Below are 16940 nucleotides of genomic sequence, written 5' to 3' on the forward strand. Positions count from 1 at the left end.
GGATTTCTCGTGCACGATATCAATAAATTGCCACTTTCTAAAGCAACCAGTAATCCGGGGACAGTTTATATTACATGGCAGAAAAACCTCTTTAACCTGCCAGCTTCCTTTATTTATTTCCTTCTTTCCATACTCCTGTTCTTTATCAACCTGTTGTGCATCCCTCGTGAGAAATATGCAGAAATTCAAAACCGGAGCCAGGAAAAAGAGACTCTGAGGAGATTGGAAGATATCGGGGATTTCATTAAAGAAGGAGAAACAGTACTTGATGTGGGATGCGGTAATGGGCGCTTCGGGGAAAATATCGCCCGGAAATTTAATGCCTGTGTTACAGGCATAGATGTTGTTGATTACGCTGATGCCGGAATCCCGATTAAATTTTATGACGGTTATACCATTCCCTTTGATGACAACAGCTTTGATGTGATTATCATGGCATTCATGCTGCATCATGTAAAACATCAGGATGTCATTTTCAAAGAGGCTCTCAGATGCTCGAAAAGCAAAATTATTATCTATGAGGATACCTATTTTTCCCCCTGGCAACATCTGTTTATTATGTGGAATGATTTTCATTCAAACATGATTGTCGGCCTTGTGAAAATCGTCAAAGGCCTTGAGGGCAAGGGCATATTGGGAATGCCATTACCGTTTACTTTCAGGAGTGTGAAAGGATGGTACCGGTATTTTCAGGAAAATAACCTGGAAATCATTTCGACACAGGTATCCCATTCCAACTTTAAACCCATGTCAAAAGTGACATTTCTTCTGCAAAAGGGAACTAGAACCGAGTAATCATTTTCAGGGTTAATTCGAGCGCTTTATCAACAGTTCTCAGTCGCACGTTTGTGCGGCCAACATCGCCAAATAGACATCGTTGATGCATGTTATCTCCATTTCGGCCACAGACAGCCATATGAACCAGTCCGACCGGTTTTTCGACTGACCCACCCCCTGGGCCTGCAACACCGGTGACGGCGACGGCGATGGTGGCGGAGGAGGCGGCGAGGGCGCCTTCTGCCATGGCCCGGGCGCAGGCTTCACTGACTGCGCCGTGATCCCGGATTATATTCGCCGATACACCCAGAACTTCCATCTTGGCGCGGTTGGTATAGGTGATAAATCCCCGGTCCACAACATCGGAAGACCCGGCAATTTCGGTCAGGCATCCCATGATCAATCCGCCGGTACAGGATTCTGCACTGGCGAGGTGGATCCCTTTGGCGCGGGCCTTGTCCAGAACCTCGGTGGCCAGTGTGATGAGTTCATCGTCAAACATAGATTTTATATCCCCATAACAAGAGTGCCGCCATAATACCGGCAACCACATCATCCATCATGACGCCAAAGGCACTGTGCTTGCGATCAAAAATACGGATCGGCCAGGGTTTCAGGATATCAAAAAGGCGGAATAAGGCAAAAGCCATGCCGTAGTCTTCCAGCGAGACGGGGGCCGGGATCAGGATCAGAGGCAGACATGTAATCCAGATGCCGCAAACCTCGTCGATCACGACTTCACCCGGATCGATCCGTCCGGAAACCTGCATATAAACCCTGCTGGACCATATGCCGATCAAAAAGGAAAAGACAATACCTGCGGCAAGGCCGGGCAGAGCGCCATACTCAATCAGTAGCCAGGCAAAGGGTAGGGCGGCAAGTGATCCCCATGTGCCGGGCGCTCTGGGCAGAAGGCCGCTGTAAAACCAGGTGGCGATGATAAAGGCCGGATGAAGTGGGGAGGCCGGCCAGTTTTTTATCCAGCTTGCCATATTATTTCTCCGGCATCATAACAGTGGCAATGGCCTGGGCGGCGATGCCTTCATTGCGTCCGGTAAAGCCAAGTTTCTCTGTTGTAGTCGCCTTGATGCTCACTGTATCAATTTCAAGCCCGCAGATTTCGGCAACAGCCTGACGCATGGCCTGCCGGTGCGGGCCGATTTTTGGCGCTTCGCAAATGATCGTCAGGTCAAGGGAGGTAATTTTTCCATCTCGCTCACGGACCAGCCGCACGGCTTCCTTGAGAAAAATATCCGAGCTTGCCCCTTTCCATTTGTTATCAGACGGCGGAAAATGGTCGCCGATATCGCCTGCGGCGATGGCACCGAGCAGGGCGTCGGTGAGGGCATGCAGGGCTACATCTGCGTCGGAATGACCCTTCAGCTTGTGGGTATGGGGGATTTTGATACCGCCGAGGGTTACAGCATCGCCCTCTTCAAAGGCATGAACATCAAAGCCCTGGCCGGTTCGCACAATATTTGTACCTGCTCCCATCATGATTTCCGCCTTCTCCAGATCTTCCCTGCTGGTGATTTTGAAATTCCGTTCTTCACCTGCAATGATTTTTGCAGGATGTCCGGAAAAGTCACAAACTGCTGCATCATCAGTCAGTTCTTGCCCCCGGGCTTCATAATGAGATTCCAGTATAATACTGAACTTGAAACCTTGAGGAGTTTGTGCACGCCACAAATTCGTTCGGTCTACTGTCTCCTGTACAATAGCTTTTTCGGCCTTTTTGATCGTATCGACAACCGGTAATGCAGGAATGGCGACGTCAAATTTCCGGGTCGCCGCGATGACGTCACTAATCACATCGGCAGATACAAATGGTCGGGCTGCATCATGGATCAGAACGATATCCGGTGCTTCCGATACCAGGGCCTCCAGGCCGCACAAAACAGATTGCTGTCTGGTTACTCCCCCGTAAACCGGCGGCATCAGCTCCAAAACGCCAACTGCATTAGTGTAGAGCATCAGGTCTTCGGGATGAATAACAACAATAACACGGTTGATTTCCGGATGATTGAGAAACCGTGTAACTGTATGATGAAGAACAGTTGTATCGCCAAGTGCCAGATATTGTTTGGGGGTTTCTCCACCCATCCTGTGGCCGCGTCCGGCGGCGACAATAACCGCTGCAACTTTCATCATTTCATTCCTTTACAGGCTCTTGGTATCCTTTATCGGGAAACTATCACCGGGCCCGCGGAAAGTCTGCAGTTTTTTGTGATTTCATGCTTTGACCTTGAAATTCTTTTCCTATATAGTCCGCGCTGATTTTGACTAATAAATAGTCAATTGTGGATTATTCGGATTTTATTGCATAGAATTTAGTCATGAAAATTGGTGATATTGAAATTAATGATCCGGTGCTGCTGTCCCCGATGGCCGGCGTGACAGATCGTCCCTTCAGGCGTTTGGTGAAGCGCTTTGGCGCCGGCCTGGTGACCTCTGAAATGATTGCCAGTGAAGCCATGATCCGGGCACATGACCGGACTCTCAAAATGGCAGCGCCGGAAAGTAATGAATATATGATGTCCGTGCAACTTGCCGGATGTGAGCCGCGGGTTGTGGCGGAGGCGGCCAAAATCAATGAAGACATTGGCGCGCCGATTATTGATATCAATATGGGCTGCCCGGCTAAAAAAGTCGTCAATGGATATGCAGGATCCGCCCTGATGAAAGAGCCGGATCTGGCGCGGAAAATTCTGGAACAGACGGTCAAGGCGGTCAATATTCCTGTGACCCTGAAAATGCGTACCGGCTGGGACGACGGCAGCCGCAATGCCCCGGAACTTGCCCGTATTGCCGAAGATGTGGGAATTCAGATGCTGACCGTGCATGGCCGCACCCGCTGCCAGATGTATCGTGGATCTTCCGATTGGTCCTTCATTCGCCAGGTCAAGGATTCAGTGAAAATCCCGGTCATTGCCAATGGTGATATCATCACGCCGGAGGATGCTGTGGAAGCCATGCGGCAGTCCGGTGCTGACGGGGTCATGATCGGACGCGGCAGTTACGGCAAACCGTGGTTTCTGGCACAGGTTATTCATTATCTGAAAACCGGCGAAAAACTGCCTGATCCCGATCTGGAAATTCAGAAAAAAATCCTCATGGAACATTACGAAGCCATACTGGAACATTACGGGGAATTTGCCGGCAAGAAAATCGCCCGCAAACATATCTCCTGGTATACAAAGGGCCTCAGGGATTCAGCCGCTTTCCGGCAGAAAGTCAACAATATGGCTGATGTCGCCGAGGTGCTGGACGAAATTAACCGGTTCTATGATCCGCTGATCGAAGAGCTGGCGGCATGACGGACGCAACCCCGCAAAAGAAAAAGGTTCCGGTCCAGCCTGTCAGTCAGGATGTGATCCTGAACTCACTGCCGGACAGTATTCTGGTGGTGGATAAAAACAACCGGATTTCATTCGTGAATATGGCCTGTGAAAGCCTGTTTTACCGGGGCGCCAAGGCTTTGATCGGCAAGGATATCGGTAAACTGGTACCGTTCGACAGCCCCTTGTTGTCCCTGATTGCGCAGGTCCGCCAGAACCGTCTGATCATTTCTGAATATGATGTTCCCCTGTCCAATATGGGCAATCTTCACCAGCGGGTGGATATTCATGTATCGCCAATACTGGACGAAGACGGCAGCCTGCTGGTGCAGTTGCAGGAGCGGGGCATTGCCCACAAGATCAATCAGCAACTGAGCCATCGCGGCGCGGCGCGGTCAGTGTCCGGTATGGCGGCGGTGCTGGCCCATGAAATCAAAAACCCATTGTCGGGTATCAGGGGATCAGCCCAGTTGCTGGAACTGGATGCCACTGAAGACGAAAAGGCGCTGACCCGCCTGATTTGTGAGGAAACCGACCGGATCTGCGCGCTTGTCGACCGGATGGAGGTGTTTTCCGCCCGCAAGCCTATCGATCCGGAAGAAGTCAATATTCACAGTGTTCTCGAACATGTGAGAAAACTCGCGGAAAACGGCTTTGGCAAGCATGTTAAATTCTATGAAAAATATGACCCGTCCATTCCCCCGACCATTGGCGACAAGGGGCAGTTAATCCAGGTGTTCCTGAATCTGGTGAAAAATGCCGTGGAGGCGGCGCCGAAGGTCAGCGGAGAGGTGACCCTGACCACAGCCTATCGTCACGGCGTCAGGGTTATTATCCCCGGTGGACATGAAAGAATTCACCTGCCGCTCGAGGTCTGTGTGATTGATAACGGTCCCGGTGTGTCCGAGGATCTGAAGCCGCACCTGTTTGACCCCTTTGTTACCACAAAGACGAACGGAACCGGACTTGGTCTGGCGCTTGTTGCAAAGATTGTCGGTGAACACGGCGGTATTATTGAATGCAATTCGGAACCGGGAAAAACGATTTTCAGGGTCATGCTGCCGGTGGCAAGTAGTTAAGTTTCTGACATATGGACAAATACAATGACTGGTAAAACCATATTAATTGCCGATGACGACCGTGCCATCAGGACAGTATTGTCCCAGGCTCTCGGGCGTGAAGGATATGATGTTCAGGTAACGAGCAATGCCTCGACCCTTTGGCGCTGGGTGTCAAACGGGGAAGGGGACATGGTGATCACCGACGTGGTTATGCCCGATGAAAACGGTCTCGACCTGCTGCCCCGGATCAAGAAAATACGTCCCGAACTTCCTGTGGTCGTGATGAGCGCCCAGAACACCCTGCTGACCGCGGTTAAAGCGACCGAGCGCGGCGCCTATGAATATCTGCCAAAACCGTTTGACCTGAACGAAGTAAAATCCGTGGTACAGAAGGGACTCGCTGCCAAGTCAAAGGTGGACAAACCCATTCATGTCGAGGACGATTCCGAGGACCTCCCGCTGATCGGGCGTTCGCCTGCCATGCAGGAAGTGTACCGCATCATGGCGCGTCTGATGAGCACGGACCTTACCGTTACCATCACGGGTGAATCCGGCACCGGCAAGGAACTGGTTGCTCATGCCCTGCATGATTTTGGCAAACGGAAAAATGCGCCGTTTGTTGCCCTGAATATGGCTGCCATTCCCCGGGAACTGATTGAAAGTGAGTTGTTCGGTCATGAGAAGGGGGCCTTTACCGGTGCCGACAGTAAAAATATCGGCCGCTTTGAACAGGCCCAGGGCGGTACGTTGTTTCTGGACGAAATCGGCGATATGCCAATGGATGCCCAGACAAGGCTTCTCCGCGTGTTGCAGGAAGGTGAATATACGACGGTAGGTGGACATAAAACCATCAAGGCCGATGTCAGGATCATCGCAGCAACACACAGGGATCTCAAGCAACTGATCAACCAGGGACTGTTCCGGGAAGACCTGTACTATCGCCTTAATGTGGTACCGCTGCGCATTCCACCCCTCCGGGAGCGCAAGGATGACATCCCGGATCTGGTCAGGCATTTTCTGTCCACCTATGCAAATGAAAGCAACCAGCCGCCAAAGCTGATCGACAGTGATGCGCTGAATTATATAAAGCAGCATAACTGGCCTGGTAACGTCAGGGAACTTGAAAACCTGGCCAACCGTCTGGCGGCACTGTATGTAGAAGATGTTATTAATCTCGAGATCGTGCGTTCCGAGCTGACGACCGCCTCAAATCCGAATAGCATGGAGGCCTCTGCAGCGCCAGACGACGAAACATTGAGAGATGCCATTCATCGTCATCTCAAGAAATATTTTGATGCGCACGCCCCGCATGAACTGCCGCCAACCGGTCTTTACACCCGGGTGCTGAAAGAACTCGAAATTCCGCTGATAGAATTGAGCCTTAATGCGACTCGCGGCAACCAGATCAAGGCTGCTGATCTGCTGGGATTGAACCGCAATACCCTGAGAAAAAAAATCCGCGAACTAGAGATCAACGTCGTCAGGGGAGGGTAATATTTGATATGTTGCAATAATGCAACAATATGATATTCTGCTGTCTGAATTGACAGAGGTATCATGAGTCAGGTCATCACCAAGAAAACGCCACGACCTTATTTCCGCTTCGTTTTGTGGGCCAAGAGAATAAAGCTCACAAACAAGGTAGCCTATTTGCTAACAATGGGTGCTCTGTTGTCCGGCGTCTTTACCTATGCCACTTTTTCCAATGTGGGACCGTTTGAGCCGACGCCGAAGACTCTCTATGGCTTATTGCTGTTCAATCTTATTCTATTGCTTGTCCTTGGCGCGCTGGTTTCGCGGCAGTTTATCAGACTGCTGTCTGCCAGGAATGCCGGTATGGCCGGCTCCCGCCTGCATAGCAGGATTATAACACTTTTCAGTATTGTGGCGATTACACCGACCATCATTGTAGCCGTTTTCTCGGCCCTCTTTTTCGAGTTCGGTCTCCAGGCCTGGTTCAACGACAAGGTTCAGACCGTTCTCATCAGTTCCCAAAGTGTGGCAGAGGCCTACATTGATGAGCACAAGAAAGTGATAAAGGCTGATATCCTGGGTATGGCCAAGGACCTGAATTCCCAGGGGATTGCCATGTCCAACGACAGGGAATTTCTTGAACAGGCGTTGACCGGCATGTCACAGATTCTTTCCCTGTCCGAGGCTATTATATTGAGTTCCACCGAAGTAATTGCCAGGGCGAGGGGCAGCCTGTCCCTGATCACGGAACCGTTCCCGTTGCAGGCGATCAACGCGGCATCTGAGGGCAAGGTGGTGTTTCTCAGCAGCGAGGACGACGATCGAATAAGGGTGTTGATTCAGCTTGACGGTTTCCTCGACCGGTATCTCTATATCAGCCGCTTTGTCGATGCCCGGGCGCTGGCGCTGGTAAAGGAAGCCTCTTCCGCCCAGCAGGAGTATAGAGATGTTCTCTCCCATCTCTCGGAATATCGATTATGGTTCAACCTGACGTTTATCGTTATCGCCCTTCTTATCCTTTTTGCCGCAGTCTGGATGGGACTCGGGCTGGTCAATAAACTGATGGAGCCGATTGGAAACCTGATTAACGCCTCTGCCCTGGTGGGGCGTGGCGACTTTTCCGCCCGGGCGCCCATTGAAAATACCTATGATGATCTTGGCGGGCTGACAAAAGCCTTCAACAATATGACCTGGCAGCTGGAAAACCAGCAGAAAGATCTTTTAAACGTTAACCTGGAGCTTGACGAGCGGCGCCGCTTTACGGAAACGGTGCTCTCGGGGGTGAGTGCAGGCATCATGGGTCTTGCACCGGACGGAACCATAACGCTGCCCAACCGGTCGGCGGCAAAACTTCTGCATGTTAAACTTGACAAACTGAAAGGAAAATCACTTACCGAAGTGCTGCCGGAAGCTGAAGAGCTGTTCGAGAAGATCAAGAATGACAGCAGCAAGTCGCTTCAACAGCAGATAGCGATTACGCGCGGGGAAACCAAGCTTAATCTTCTCGTGCGCATAACAGCGGAAATGAAAGACGGCGATATCGAGGGATTTGTCATTAGTTTTGACGACATAACTGACCAGGTTGCCGCCCAGCGAACGGCGGCATGGGCCGATGTCGCCCGTCGCATCGCGCATGAAATTAAAAACCCGCTGACCCCGATCCAGTTGTCGGCGGAACGGCTGAAACGAAAATACGGCAAGGAAATACAAACTGATCCGGCGGTATTCAACCAGTGTACGGAAACCATTATTCGACAGGTCGGTGACCTTCGGCAGATGGTTGATGAGTTTTCTTCCTTTGCCCGAATGCCGGCACCGGTCATCAAGCCTGAAAACCTGGCTGAAATTATCAACCAGTCTGTATTCCTGATGGAAGTTGCAAACTCCGACATTACCTTTGCCATAAACCTTCCGGATAAAAACCTGCCGGTCATGTGTGACGGAAGGCTTATTGGCCAGGCGCTGACGAACGTGATTAAAAATGCCACTGAAGCGATAGCCGCACTCCAGGAAAAATCACAGGACGTCAAAGGTAATATCAGCATAGATGTGGAACAGGGAGAAGACGACAAACTTATGGTCTATGTCAGTGACAATGGCGTGGGCTTGCCGGACAAGCTGCTACATCGGCTTACGGAACCCTATGTGACTACCCGGGCGAAGGGGACCGGCCTGGGACTGGCAATTGTAAAGAAAATCATGAAAGACCATGGTGGTGACCTGCTTCTCGAAAATCTCGAGGAGGGCGGTGCCAGGGTCTGCCTGGTTTTTCCAACTGATGAAAGCGTTAAAGAGTCGCTTGAGTATGAAGAAGATCTGAGGATTGTGCATGGCTCTTGATATATTGATTGTAGATGATGAACAGGATATCCGGGAACTGATTGCCGGAATTCTGGAAGATGAAGGGTTTGAAACCCGGGTTGCCGGCGACAGTGATTCTGCTCTTGCTGAAATAGAGGCCCGGCGGCCATCCCTGCTTATACTTGATATCTGGTTGCAGGGCAGCAGGCTGGACGGATTGGAAGTGCTGGAACAGGTCAAGAAACAGCACCCGGACCTGCCGGTAATCATCATCAGTGGCCACGGTAATATTGAAACGGCTGTCACTGCGATCAAGCGTGGGGCCTATGATTTTATCAGCAAACCCTTTGAAACCGACAAGCTTCTGATTCTTGTCGAGCGGGCGACGGAAGTTGGCAGACTGCGGCGCGAGAATATCGAACTGAAGGAAAAAGTAGGCTATGACCTGGGGCTGACCGGAAATTCGTCGGCCATCAATCTGGTTCGTAATACCATAGAAAAAGTGGCCCCGAGTGGCAGTCGTGTGTTGATTTCAGGACCTCCGGGGTCCGGCAAAGAGGTGGTGGCAAGGCTTATTCACCAGCATTCCAAACGTTCAAACGGTACATTTGTTGTGGTCAATGCAGCCAGCATGTCACCGGAGAATATGGAAAACGAATTGTTCGGCATCGAGGAAAGCAGTGTTGTTCAGAAAACCGGTGTTTTTGAACAGGCCCACGGCGGCACCCTGTTCATAGACGAGGTCGCCGACATGCCACAGACGACCCAGGCTAAAATTCTGCGGGTGCTGACAGACCAGAGCTTCGAACGGGTCGGCGGCAATACGCGGGTGCATGTCAATGTCCGGGTGATCAGTGCAACCAGCCGCAACCTCCGTGAAGAGATCGAGGAACAGCGTTTCCGGGAGGACCTTTACCACCGGCTCAACGTGGTGCCGGTCATTGTGCCGCCCCTGACCCAGAGACGGGATGACATTCCACAACTGGCCTATCAGATCATGTCCCAGCTTTCGACTGTGACAGGGCGGATACCGCGCCGGATCAGCGCCGAAGCCATGACCGCCATGCAGGCCTTTGACTGGCCCGGTAACGTTCGCCAGTTGCGGAATATTATTGAACGACTTCTTATTCTGTCTTCGGACGGCGAGGAAATCGGTCTGGAGATGTTGCCAGCCGAGATCATTGCAGATATGGATGTCGTCAGTCCTGGACGCAGCAACGAGATCATGTCCCTGACATTGCGGGATGCCCGTGAAAAATTTGAAACCGAATACCTGAAGGTGCAAATCAACCGGTTTGACGGAAATATCTCGAAAACCGCAGAATTTGTTGGTATGGAAAGATCGGCATTGCACCGGAAACTGAAAAGCCTCGGCCTTTCAGGACAGGAAAGAAAATAAACCAGCACAGAGGTAAGCGGACATGAAGGTTATTGTATGTGGAGCCGGACAGGTCGGATTTAATATTGCCCGTCACCTGGCCAACGAACATAACGACGTTACCGTTATCGACCGTTCTCCAAAACTCATCGCCAAGATCCAGAATTCGCTGGATGTACAGGCAATCGTCGGCTATGCCTCCCACCCGGACCTGCTTGAGAAGGCCGGTGCGCGCGATGCCGACATGATCATCGCAGTGACTCTTTTTGACGAGGTCAATATGATGGCCTGTCAGGTGGCACACTCTCTGTTTGATGTGCCAACGAAGATCGCCAGGGTCAGGGATCAGAGTTACCTGAAGTCCATGTGGCAGGATCTGTTCAGTCGTGACCATATGCCCATCGATGTGATCATTTCTCCGGAAATCGAGGTTGCCCGGGCGGCAATCCGGCGCCTTGAAGTTCCGGGAGCGTTCGACATGATTCCCTTTGCCGATGACAAGGTACAGGTGGTTGGTGTGAAACTGGATGATGACTGTCCGGTCGTCGATACGCCGCTCCGGCAGCTGACCGAGCTGTTTCCTGATCTGAATATTGTTGTCTGCGGCATCATGCGGAATGGTAAATTAATTGTCCCGTCAAGTACCGACCAGCTTCTGGTCGGGGACAATATTTATTTTGTATCTGAAAAAAGTCATGTTCAGCGGGCGCTGAATGTCTTTGGTCACGAGGAAGAGGAAGCCCGGCGGATTATTATTGTCGGTGGCGGCAATGTCGGCCTGTTCATTGCGGAACAGCTTTTTGAGGACAATCCCAAAATCCAGGTCAAGATTATTGAGCTCAAGCAGGAACGTGCAACCTATGTGGCGGAAAAACTGCCCAAAGCAATTGTCCTGAATGGTGATGCTCTTGATCTTGAACTGCACAAGGAAGCCAATGTAGCAGGGACCGAGACTATCATTGCCGTAACCAATGATGACAAAGTCAATATCCTGGCCTCCTCACTGGCCAAGCACGGCGGTTGCAAGCGCGCCATCGCGCTGATTAATAATCACGACTTTGGCCCGCTGACCAATTCGGTCGGCATTGATGCCTTTGTGGACCCCCGCCAGACGACTGTGTCCAGTATTCTGCAGCATATGCGCCGGGGCCGGATCCGGTCTTTGCAAACCCTTGCCGGCGGCGCCGCCGAGGTGCTTGAAGCTGTGGCTCTGGAAACCTCGCCACTGGTTGGCAAACCGTTACGGGATGTAAAATTACCGGCAGGCATCATTGTGGGGGCAATCATTCACGAAGGAGAGGTGATTGTGCCGCGGGGGAGAACCATCATCAAAACAAATGATATTGTGATTGTCTTTACCCGGGCCGATATGGTGCGCAAAGTGGAAGAACTCTTTACCGTCAAACTGGAATATTTCTAGGCAATGTTTGCCAGGATAGGAAATATTGTCGGATATTTGCTGATTATTCTTGGGGCGAGTGAGCTCCTGCCGGCGTTGATGGCGGTATATTTTCAGGAACAGACTTTAATTCTGCCGTTTCTGGTCAGCGCCCTGGCAACAATGTTTATCGGTGCGGCGCTTTATCTGGCTTTTCAGGACCTGAACGAACAAGCCAGCAAACATGAAATAATCCTGTTTCTATTCTGTACCTGGCTTGGGTTACCCCTGTTTGCATCTATTCCTTTCATGACTTCCGGCGTTCTGACGAAACTTTCCGACAGTTATTTCGAGGCGGCTTCGGCACTGACGACAAACGGATCAACAATCCTGACGAATATTGACCTTGTGCCCCGAACAGTCATCTTCTGGCGTTCCCTTTTGCAGTGGGAAGGCGGGTTGCTAATTCTCTGCATTGCTGTCGCCATACTGCCATTGACAAGAATAGGGGGGATTGAAATGTTCCGCAGCGCCCTGCCGCACGGAGAGGGAGAGGGGCTTATGGCGCGTATACGCTATGCCTTTATACCCCTGATCAAGATTTACACCTTTCTAACGGCACTTTGCATGATTCTGCTTTTGCTCAGCGGTTTCGGCGCCTTCAATTCCCTGACTGTGGCAATGGCAACATTATCCAGTGGCGGGTTTCTTCCCCACGAGACGGGGCTGCAGAATATGTTCAACGGCACTATCGAACTTATTTTGCTGCCTTTTATGATTCTGGCCGCGACCAACTTTACCTATCACTGGTCTTTTTTTTCAGGCAGCAATCTAAAAATATACAAGAGCGATATAGAGATTTCCGGGTTTTTCTATATCCTTGCTGTGGGAGCCGCACTTATTTTGATTGGTCTGGTTTTTGCCAACTCACATTTTGAGGCAGGGTTTCTGAGGAAAATCTGGCTGGCCCTGTTCTCGGCAGTATCGATTTTGTCGACAACCGGCTTCCTCCCCGACCGGGCGGCGGAAATGCCGGTTTCCGTAATTGTCATTGCATCAATACTTTTGTTTATCGGGGGAACGACCGGATCGACTGCCGGCGGATTTAAAATTCTGCGCTTCAAGATATTACTCCGACATGCCGACCGGGAGGTAAGCCGTCTGGCACACCCCCACAGTATTGTCCCCCTGAGAATAAATGACTTGAATGTTTCAGCATCTACCTTATATGCAGTCTGGATATTGTTATTTATCTTTACGTCAGCCGCTGCGTTCAGTGCCATATTTTATGGGGCGATGCAGCTGGATCTGCAGACAAGCCTGGGGTTAACCCTAGTCAATCTGTTCAGTGCAGGTGGATTAACGGAACTCTTCGCCCCGGATTTTGTCGGATATCACAGTCTTCCTTTGGCAGGGAAGTGGCTGACCTCGATGATAATGATAGTCGGACGGCTGGAAGTAATCGCCTTTATGATCTGCTTTATGCCGTCATTTTGGCGAAACTAAAAAATTGAAATGTTCGCGTTTAGCCGGTTACATGCAATGTAGCCTGTGTTATGATTGGGCTGACCTCGGAGTTTTATAAAGTCAGGTCCAGTAGATTGTTCAAAGTTATTCAGTAGACCTTGAACCAAAAACAATAAATGGAAATAAAATATGTCAGATAAAAACCATAACCTTCAAGATGCTTTTCTCAACCATATCCGCAAAAACAAAACTCCGATTACGGTTTTCCTCGTAAACGGTGTAAAGTTGCAGGGTATTATTACCTGGTTTGACAACTTCTGCATTCTTTTGCGCAGGGACTCAAATGTCCAGCTTGTGTACAAGCATGCTATTTCAACTGTCATGCCGGGCGCACCGATTCAGCTTTTCGATCCGGAATCTGACAATCAGGAGTAATTCTTCTTTAAATGACAGCCAGGATTCAGACAGACGAACTGACCTTCAGAAAAAAAAGCTTCAGTTCCGTCTGGGATGATCCCTACAGTAAAGATGTCGCGCTTCCGGACCATACTGCGGGAGCGCGAACTTTTATTTTTCATCCCTACCAACGCAAAAAACAGGAAAATATATCCGTTTCCAGAACGCCACGGGCGCGTCTGGAAGAGGCGATTTCCCTGTCTGCCGCCCTCGACCTGGATGTCATCCAGGCGGTGACAATCGGCATTCCAAACATACGCCCGGCCACTTACCTCGGACGGGGTAAGGTGGAGGAGCTTGCTGATTTTATTTCAGAGAACGAAATAGAACTGGTCGTTGCCGACTGTGAGCTGTCACCCGGTCAGCAACGAAACCTGGAAAAAGACCTTGGCTGCAAGGTGATTGACCGGACTGGGCTGATACTGGAGATTTTTGGCGAAAGAGCCCAGACCCGGGAAGGTTCTCTTCAGGTTGAACTGGCTCACCTTTCCTATCAGAAGAGCCGCCTTGTCAGGTCATGGACCCACCTTGAACGGCAACGAGGCGGTTTCGGTTTCATGGGTGGTCCCGGTGAAACCCAGATCGAGGCCGACCGGCGCATGATCGATGAACGGATTGGCAAAATCCGGCGGCAACTCGAGACTGTCACAAAAACCCGTACACTGCATCGGAAAAGCCGCAAAAAGGTACCTTTCCCGGTGATTGCTCTGGTGGGTTATACCAACGCCGGGAAATCAACCCTGTTCAATCGTCTGACCAGTGCCGACGTTATGGCAGAGGATCTGCTGTTTGCAACCCTTGATCCGACCATGCGGCAACTTGAGCTGCCCAACAACAAGAAGGCTATTTTTTCGGATACGGTTGGATTTATTTCAGACCTTCCCACCCATCTTGTAGCCGCCTTCCGGGCGACTCTGGAAGAGGTGGTGGAAGCGGATATAATCATCCACGTCAGGGATATTTCGCATCCGGAAACAGATGAACAGAGAAATGATGTTATGTCGGTACTCAAATCCCTCGGGGTGGAAGACGGCGAAGACAGGACCATCATTGAACTTTGGAACAAGATTGACCTTGTTCCTGCCGAAGAGCGGGAGGTTTTGGAGAATAAGGCCGCCAGAGGAGAAAATGTGGTTCTTGTGTCGGCGGTCACCGGTGAAGGTTGTTCCGGCTTCCTGCAAATGCTTTCCGATTATCTTTCGCGGGATGAATCCATTTATCACTTCAGTTTCCGGCCGGATCAGGGAGCGGATATTGCTCAGCTTTATGAGAACGGCGAGGTCCTGTTCCGCGAAGACCATGAAGACCATACACTGATTACAGCCAAGCTGAGCGCCAAGATCGTCGGGATTCTGGAAAAGCAGGGCATACATTTTACGGGAACCGGATAAACCGTGATCGATCCTGACCGCATAGCAGACTATATCCGGGAAATATCCCATGAAGAAATACTGCGTCGTTTTGAGAAACTGGAACAACACGAGATCCGGGACAAGTCGGCCGGTGAAATGGTTACCATCGCCGATATCGAAGCAGAGCGACAGCTCACCCGATTGCTGGGCGATCTCTATCCGGGTGCCGTAATCGCCGGCGAGGAAAGCCTTGCAGATCATCCTGAAAGAATAAAGGATATCGTTGAGGCCGATCTTGCCTTCCTGATTGATCCGGTGGACGGTACCAATAATTTCATTCGCGGAAATGATCGTTTTGCCATGATGGTTGTGGCCCTGCAGAAGGGGGAGGTGATCGCCGGCTGGATATATCTGCCGGTCTCCGATGTTATGGCTGATGCGGAACTGGGCAGCGGCGCTTTGCTAAACGGTGTAAAGCCCACCTTGCCTAAACCGCCGGCAGATATTTCAAAACAGATCGGAGCCGCTCATATTAAACGGATGCCGGACGACCTGAAGGAAATGGCCCGGGAAAACCTGAAAAAATTTCTGAAAAACAGTCCCGCATTCTGTGCAGGATATGACTATGTCAGCTTGCTGCAGGGGAAAAAGCATTTTTCCGTCTATTTCCGCACACTGCCGTGGGATCATCTGCCGGGAAGTTTTCTTCTGAAACAGGCCGGCGGCTGCAGTCGGCGCCTGAACGAAGATGAATACACCATTCATGTACGGGGCAAGGGGCTGTTGAGCACACTGACAGAGCCGCAATGGCATCAGGTCAGGGACGCCTTATTTCCCGGTAGGTTCTGAATTTTCCTTTTCCGACTTTTCCAGGATTTTGACCTGGTCCCAATAGCGGTCAAGTTCTTCCAGGTCACAGTCGTCTGCAGTTCGCCCCTCGGCTGCCAGCATTTCCTCGATCTTGCGAAACCGGCGTTCAAATTTAGCATTGGCTGACCTCAGGGCGCTCTCCGGATCAATTTTGAGGTGTCGCGCGAGATTGGCGTAGACAAACATCATATCGCCGAACTCCTCGGCAATAAGCTCCGGATCCTGGCTGTCTTTGTTCTTGACCAGTTCTGCCGACAATTCCGCCATTTCCTCATTCAGCTTATCCAGAACCTGGGCAGTTTCAGGCCAGTCGAAACCAACCCTGGCCGCCCGCTTCTGAAGCTTGACGGCCCGGGTGAGGGCGGGAAGGCCCCAGGTCACGCCATCAAGGGCACTTTCCGGCTTACCCTCATACTTCCGGGACCGCTCCTCAGCTTTCATCAGTTCCCAGGCTTTTCCCTGTTCCTCGACTGAACTATATTGCTTGTCTGAAAAAACGTGAGGATGGCGCCGGGTCATCTTGTCGGTGATGGCAACCACCACATCCTCAAAGGCAAAATGGCCTTCTTCTTCCGCTATGCGGGAATGGAAAACAACCTGGAACAGCAGGTCGCCCAATTCATCTTTCAGGGAATCCATATCGCCGTGCTCAATCGCCTCGGCCACCTCATAGGCTTCTTCAATAGTGTAGGGGGCAATGGTTTTGTAGGTCTGAACCTTGTCCCAATCGCATCCGTTTTCAGGATCCCTGAGGCGGGCCATGATCTCGAGAAGACTCTGTAATCCGTTATCAGACATATCTATCTTTTTTGAAAAGTGGGAAATATTGATATGTGAAAAATGCTTATCAGGGAGGAGGAGAGATGTCCAACGAAAATAGAAATCTCATAACTACCGATGGTAGTTTTACTGTGCATCCTGACGCTAAAGAGAGTTATCAGGGGTCGATAGCTTGTTATTATATTGTTAACAAAGCTTATATTATATTAGCTATCACGAATGATGGTATTCGTTGAATATCACTTCAATTCTGACTTTCTGCCGGTGTTTTGAGTTCAGATTTTTGTCAGTTTGCAAAGTTGAATAAGC

Annotated in this window: 15 protein-coding genes; 11 read left to right on the forward strand and 4 right to left on the reverse strand. The window is 50.7% G+C overall.

The genetic code is table 11. The annotated features are described in order from the left end of the window. Nucleotides 1–9: 9 nt before the first annotated feature. Nucleotides 10–795, forward strand: coding sequence for a class I SAM-dependent methyltransferase (locus ACORNT_RS12235; RefSeq protein WP_321391135.1), 786 nt, complete (start codon nt 10–12; stop codon nt 793–795). Here ACORNT_RS12235 and ACORNT_RS12240 read toward each other — a convergent pair. Genes ACORNT_RS12240 through ACORNT_RS12250 form a run of 3 tightly spaced genes read right to left on the reverse strand, consistent with a single transcriptional unit; the run spans nt 782 to nt 2928 of the window. Beyond that, nucleotides 782–1279, reverse strand: coding sequence for a CinA family protein (locus tag ACORNT_RS12240; RefSeq protein ID WP_321391138.1), 498 nt, complete (start codon nt 1277–1279; stop codon nt 782–784). The genes ACORNT_RS12235 and ACORNT_RS12240 overlap by 14 nt on opposite strands. Further along, a complete protein-coding gene (locus ACORNT_RS12245) occupies nt 1272–1769 on the reverse strand; it encodes a phosphatidylglycerophosphatase A (RefSeq protein WP_321391141.1) in 498 nt (165 codons plus the stop codon). The genes ACORNT_RS12240 and ACORNT_RS12245 overlap by 8 nt, the downstream gene beginning before the upstream one ends. Nucleotide 1770: 1 nt before the next feature. Then, entirely contained in the window at nt 1771–2928 is a 1158-nt protein-coding gene (locus tag ACORNT_RS12250) for a bifunctional 2-C-methyl-D-erythritol 4-phosphate cytidylyltransferase/2-C-methyl-D-erythritol 2,4-cyclodiphosphate synthase (RefSeq protein WP_321391144.1), read from the reverse strand. A gap of 185 nt (nt 2929–3113) precedes the next feature. Between ACORNT_RS12250 and dusB the strand changes: the two genes are divergently transcribed. From dusB to ACORNT_RS12300, 10 genes are all read left to right on the forward strand, one after another. Next, entirely contained in the window at nt 3114–4094 is a 981-nt protein-coding gene (gene dusB / locus ACORNT_RS12255; RefSeq protein ID WP_321391147.1) for a tRNA dihydrouridine synthase DusB, read from the forward strand. Continuing rightward, entirely contained in the window at nt 4091–5194 is a 1104-nt protein-coding gene (locus ACORNT_RS12260; protein WP_321391150.1) for a two-component system sensor histidine kinase NtrB, read from the forward strand. The genes dusB and ACORNT_RS12260 overlap by 4 nt, the downstream gene beginning before the upstream one ends. 24 nt (nt 5195–5218) lie before the next feature. Further along, complete coding sequence (gene ntrC, locus ACORNT_RS12265) at nt 5219–6670, forward strand: nitrogen regulation protein NR(I) (protein WP_321391153.1); 1452 nt, start codon at nt 5219–5221, stop codon at nt 6668–6670. Nucleotides 6671–6733: 63 nt separating this feature from the next. Further along, nucleotides 6734–8989, forward strand: a complete 2256-nt coding sequence (locus ACORNT_RS12270) for a PAS domain-containing sensor histidine kinase (protein ID WP_321391156.1) — start codon at nt 6734–6736, stop codon at nt 8987–8989. Beyond that, nucleotides 8979–10349 (forward strand): sigma-54 dependent transcriptional regulator, encoded by a 1371-nt coding sequence (locus ACORNT_RS12275; RefSeq protein WP_321391159.1) that lies wholly within the window; start codon nt 8979–8981, stop codon nt 10347–10349. Before ACORNT_RS12270 ends, ACORNT_RS12275 begins: the two co-directional genes overlap by 11 nt. 22 nt (nt 10350–10371) lie before the next feature. Beyond that, nucleotides 10372–11748 carry a Trk system potassium transporter TrkA gene (trkA, locus tag ACORNT_RS12280; RefSeq protein ID WP_321391162.1) on the forward strand — a complete coding sequence of 459 codons (1377 nt, stop codon included), beginning with the start codon at nt 10372–10374 and terminating at the stop codon, nt 11746–11748. 3 nt (nt 11749–11751) lie between these two features. Continuing rightward, on the forward strand, nt 11752–13212 hold the full coding sequence (locus ACORNT_RS12285; RefSeq protein ID WP_321391165.1) for a TrkH family potassium uptake protein: 1461 nt from the start codon (nt 11752–11754) through the stop codon (nt 13210–13212). Between the two features lie 150 nt (nt 13213–13362). Further along, nucleotides 13363–13608 (forward strand): RNA chaperone Hfq, encoded by a 246-nt coding sequence (gene hfq / locus ACORNT_RS12290; RefSeq protein WP_321391168.1) that lies wholly within the window; start codon nt 13363–13365, stop codon nt 13606–13608. Between the two features lie 11 nt (nt 13609–13619). Next, the gene (hflX, locus tag ACORNT_RS12295; protein ID WP_321391171.1) at nt 13620–15020 is read left to right on the forward strand and encodes a GTPase HflX; all 1401 of its coding nucleotides are present in this window, start codon (nt 13620–13622) and stop codon (nt 15018–15020) included. A gap of 3 nt (nt 15021–15023) precedes the next feature. Next, entirely contained in the window at nt 15024–15830 is an 807-nt protein-coding gene (locus ACORNT_RS12300; RefSeq protein WP_321391174.1) for an inositol monophosphatase family protein, read from the forward strand. Here the strand turns inward: ACORNT_RS12300 and mazG are convergent. Then, nucleotides 15810–16649 (reverse strand): nucleoside triphosphate pyrophosphohydrolase, encoded by an 840-nt coding sequence (gene mazG, locus ACORNT_RS12305; protein ID WP_321391177.1) that lies wholly within the window; start codon nt 16647–16649, stop codon nt 15810–15812. The two genes, ACORNT_RS12300 and mazG, sit on opposite strands and share 21 nt — an antisense overlap. Nucleotides 16650–16940: the final 291 nt, after the last annotated feature.

The organism is Emcibacter sp. (genome assembly GCF_963675455.1).
Lineage (GTDB): Bacteria > Pseudomonadota > Alphaproteobacteria > Sphingomonadales > Emcibacteraceae > Emcibacter.

Coding starts and splice junctions, on each gene's coding strand:
- ACORNT_RS12245 (WP_321391141.1), bottom strand. CDS start 1,769: ATGGCAAGCTGGATAAAAAACTGGCCGGCCTCCCCACTTCATCCGGCC.
- trkA (WP_321391162.1), top strand. CDS start 10,372: ATGAAGGTTATTGTATGTGGAGCCGGACAGGTCGGATTTAATATTGCC.
- ACORNT_RS12260 (WP_321391150.1), top strand. CDS start 4,091: ATGACGGACGCAACCCCGCAAAAGAAAAAGGTTCCGGTCCAGCCTGTC.
- ACORNT_RS12240 (WP_321391138.1), bottom strand. CDS start 1,279: ATGTTTGACGATGAACTCATCACACTGGCCACCGAGGTTCTGGACAAG.
- hfq (WP_321391168.1), top strand. CDS start 13,363: ATGTCAGATAAAAACCATAACCTTCAAGATGCTTTTCTCAACCATATC.
- ACORNT_RS12285 (WP_321391165.1), top strand. CDS start 11,752: ATGTTTGCCAGGATAGGAAATATTGTCGGATATTTGCTGATTATTCTT.
- ACORNT_RS12270 (WP_321391156.1), top strand. CDS start 6,734: ATGAGTCAGGTCATCACCAAGAAAACGCCACGACCTTATTTCCGCTTC.
- mazG (WP_321391177.1), bottom strand. CDS start 16,649: ATGTCTGATAACGGATTACAGAGTCTTCTCGAGATCATGGCCCGCCTC.
- ntrC (WP_321391153.1), top strand. CDS start 5,219: ATGACTGGTAAAACCATATTAATTGCCGATGACGACCGTGCCATCAGG.
- hflX (WP_321391171.1), top strand. CDS start 13,620: ATGACAGCCAGGATTCAGACAGACGAACTGACCTTCAGAAAAAAAAGC.
- ACORNT_RS12275 (WP_321391159.1), top strand. CDS start 8,979: ATGGCTCTTGATATATTGATTGTAGATGATGAACAGGATATCCGGGAA.
- dusB (WP_321391147.1), top strand. CDS start 3,114: ATGAAAATTGGTGATATTGAAATTAATGATCCGGTGCTGCTGTCCCCG.
- ACORNT_RS12250 (WP_321391144.1), bottom strand. CDS start 2,928: ATGATGAAAGTTGCAGCGGTTATTGTCGCCGCCGGACGCGGCCACAGG.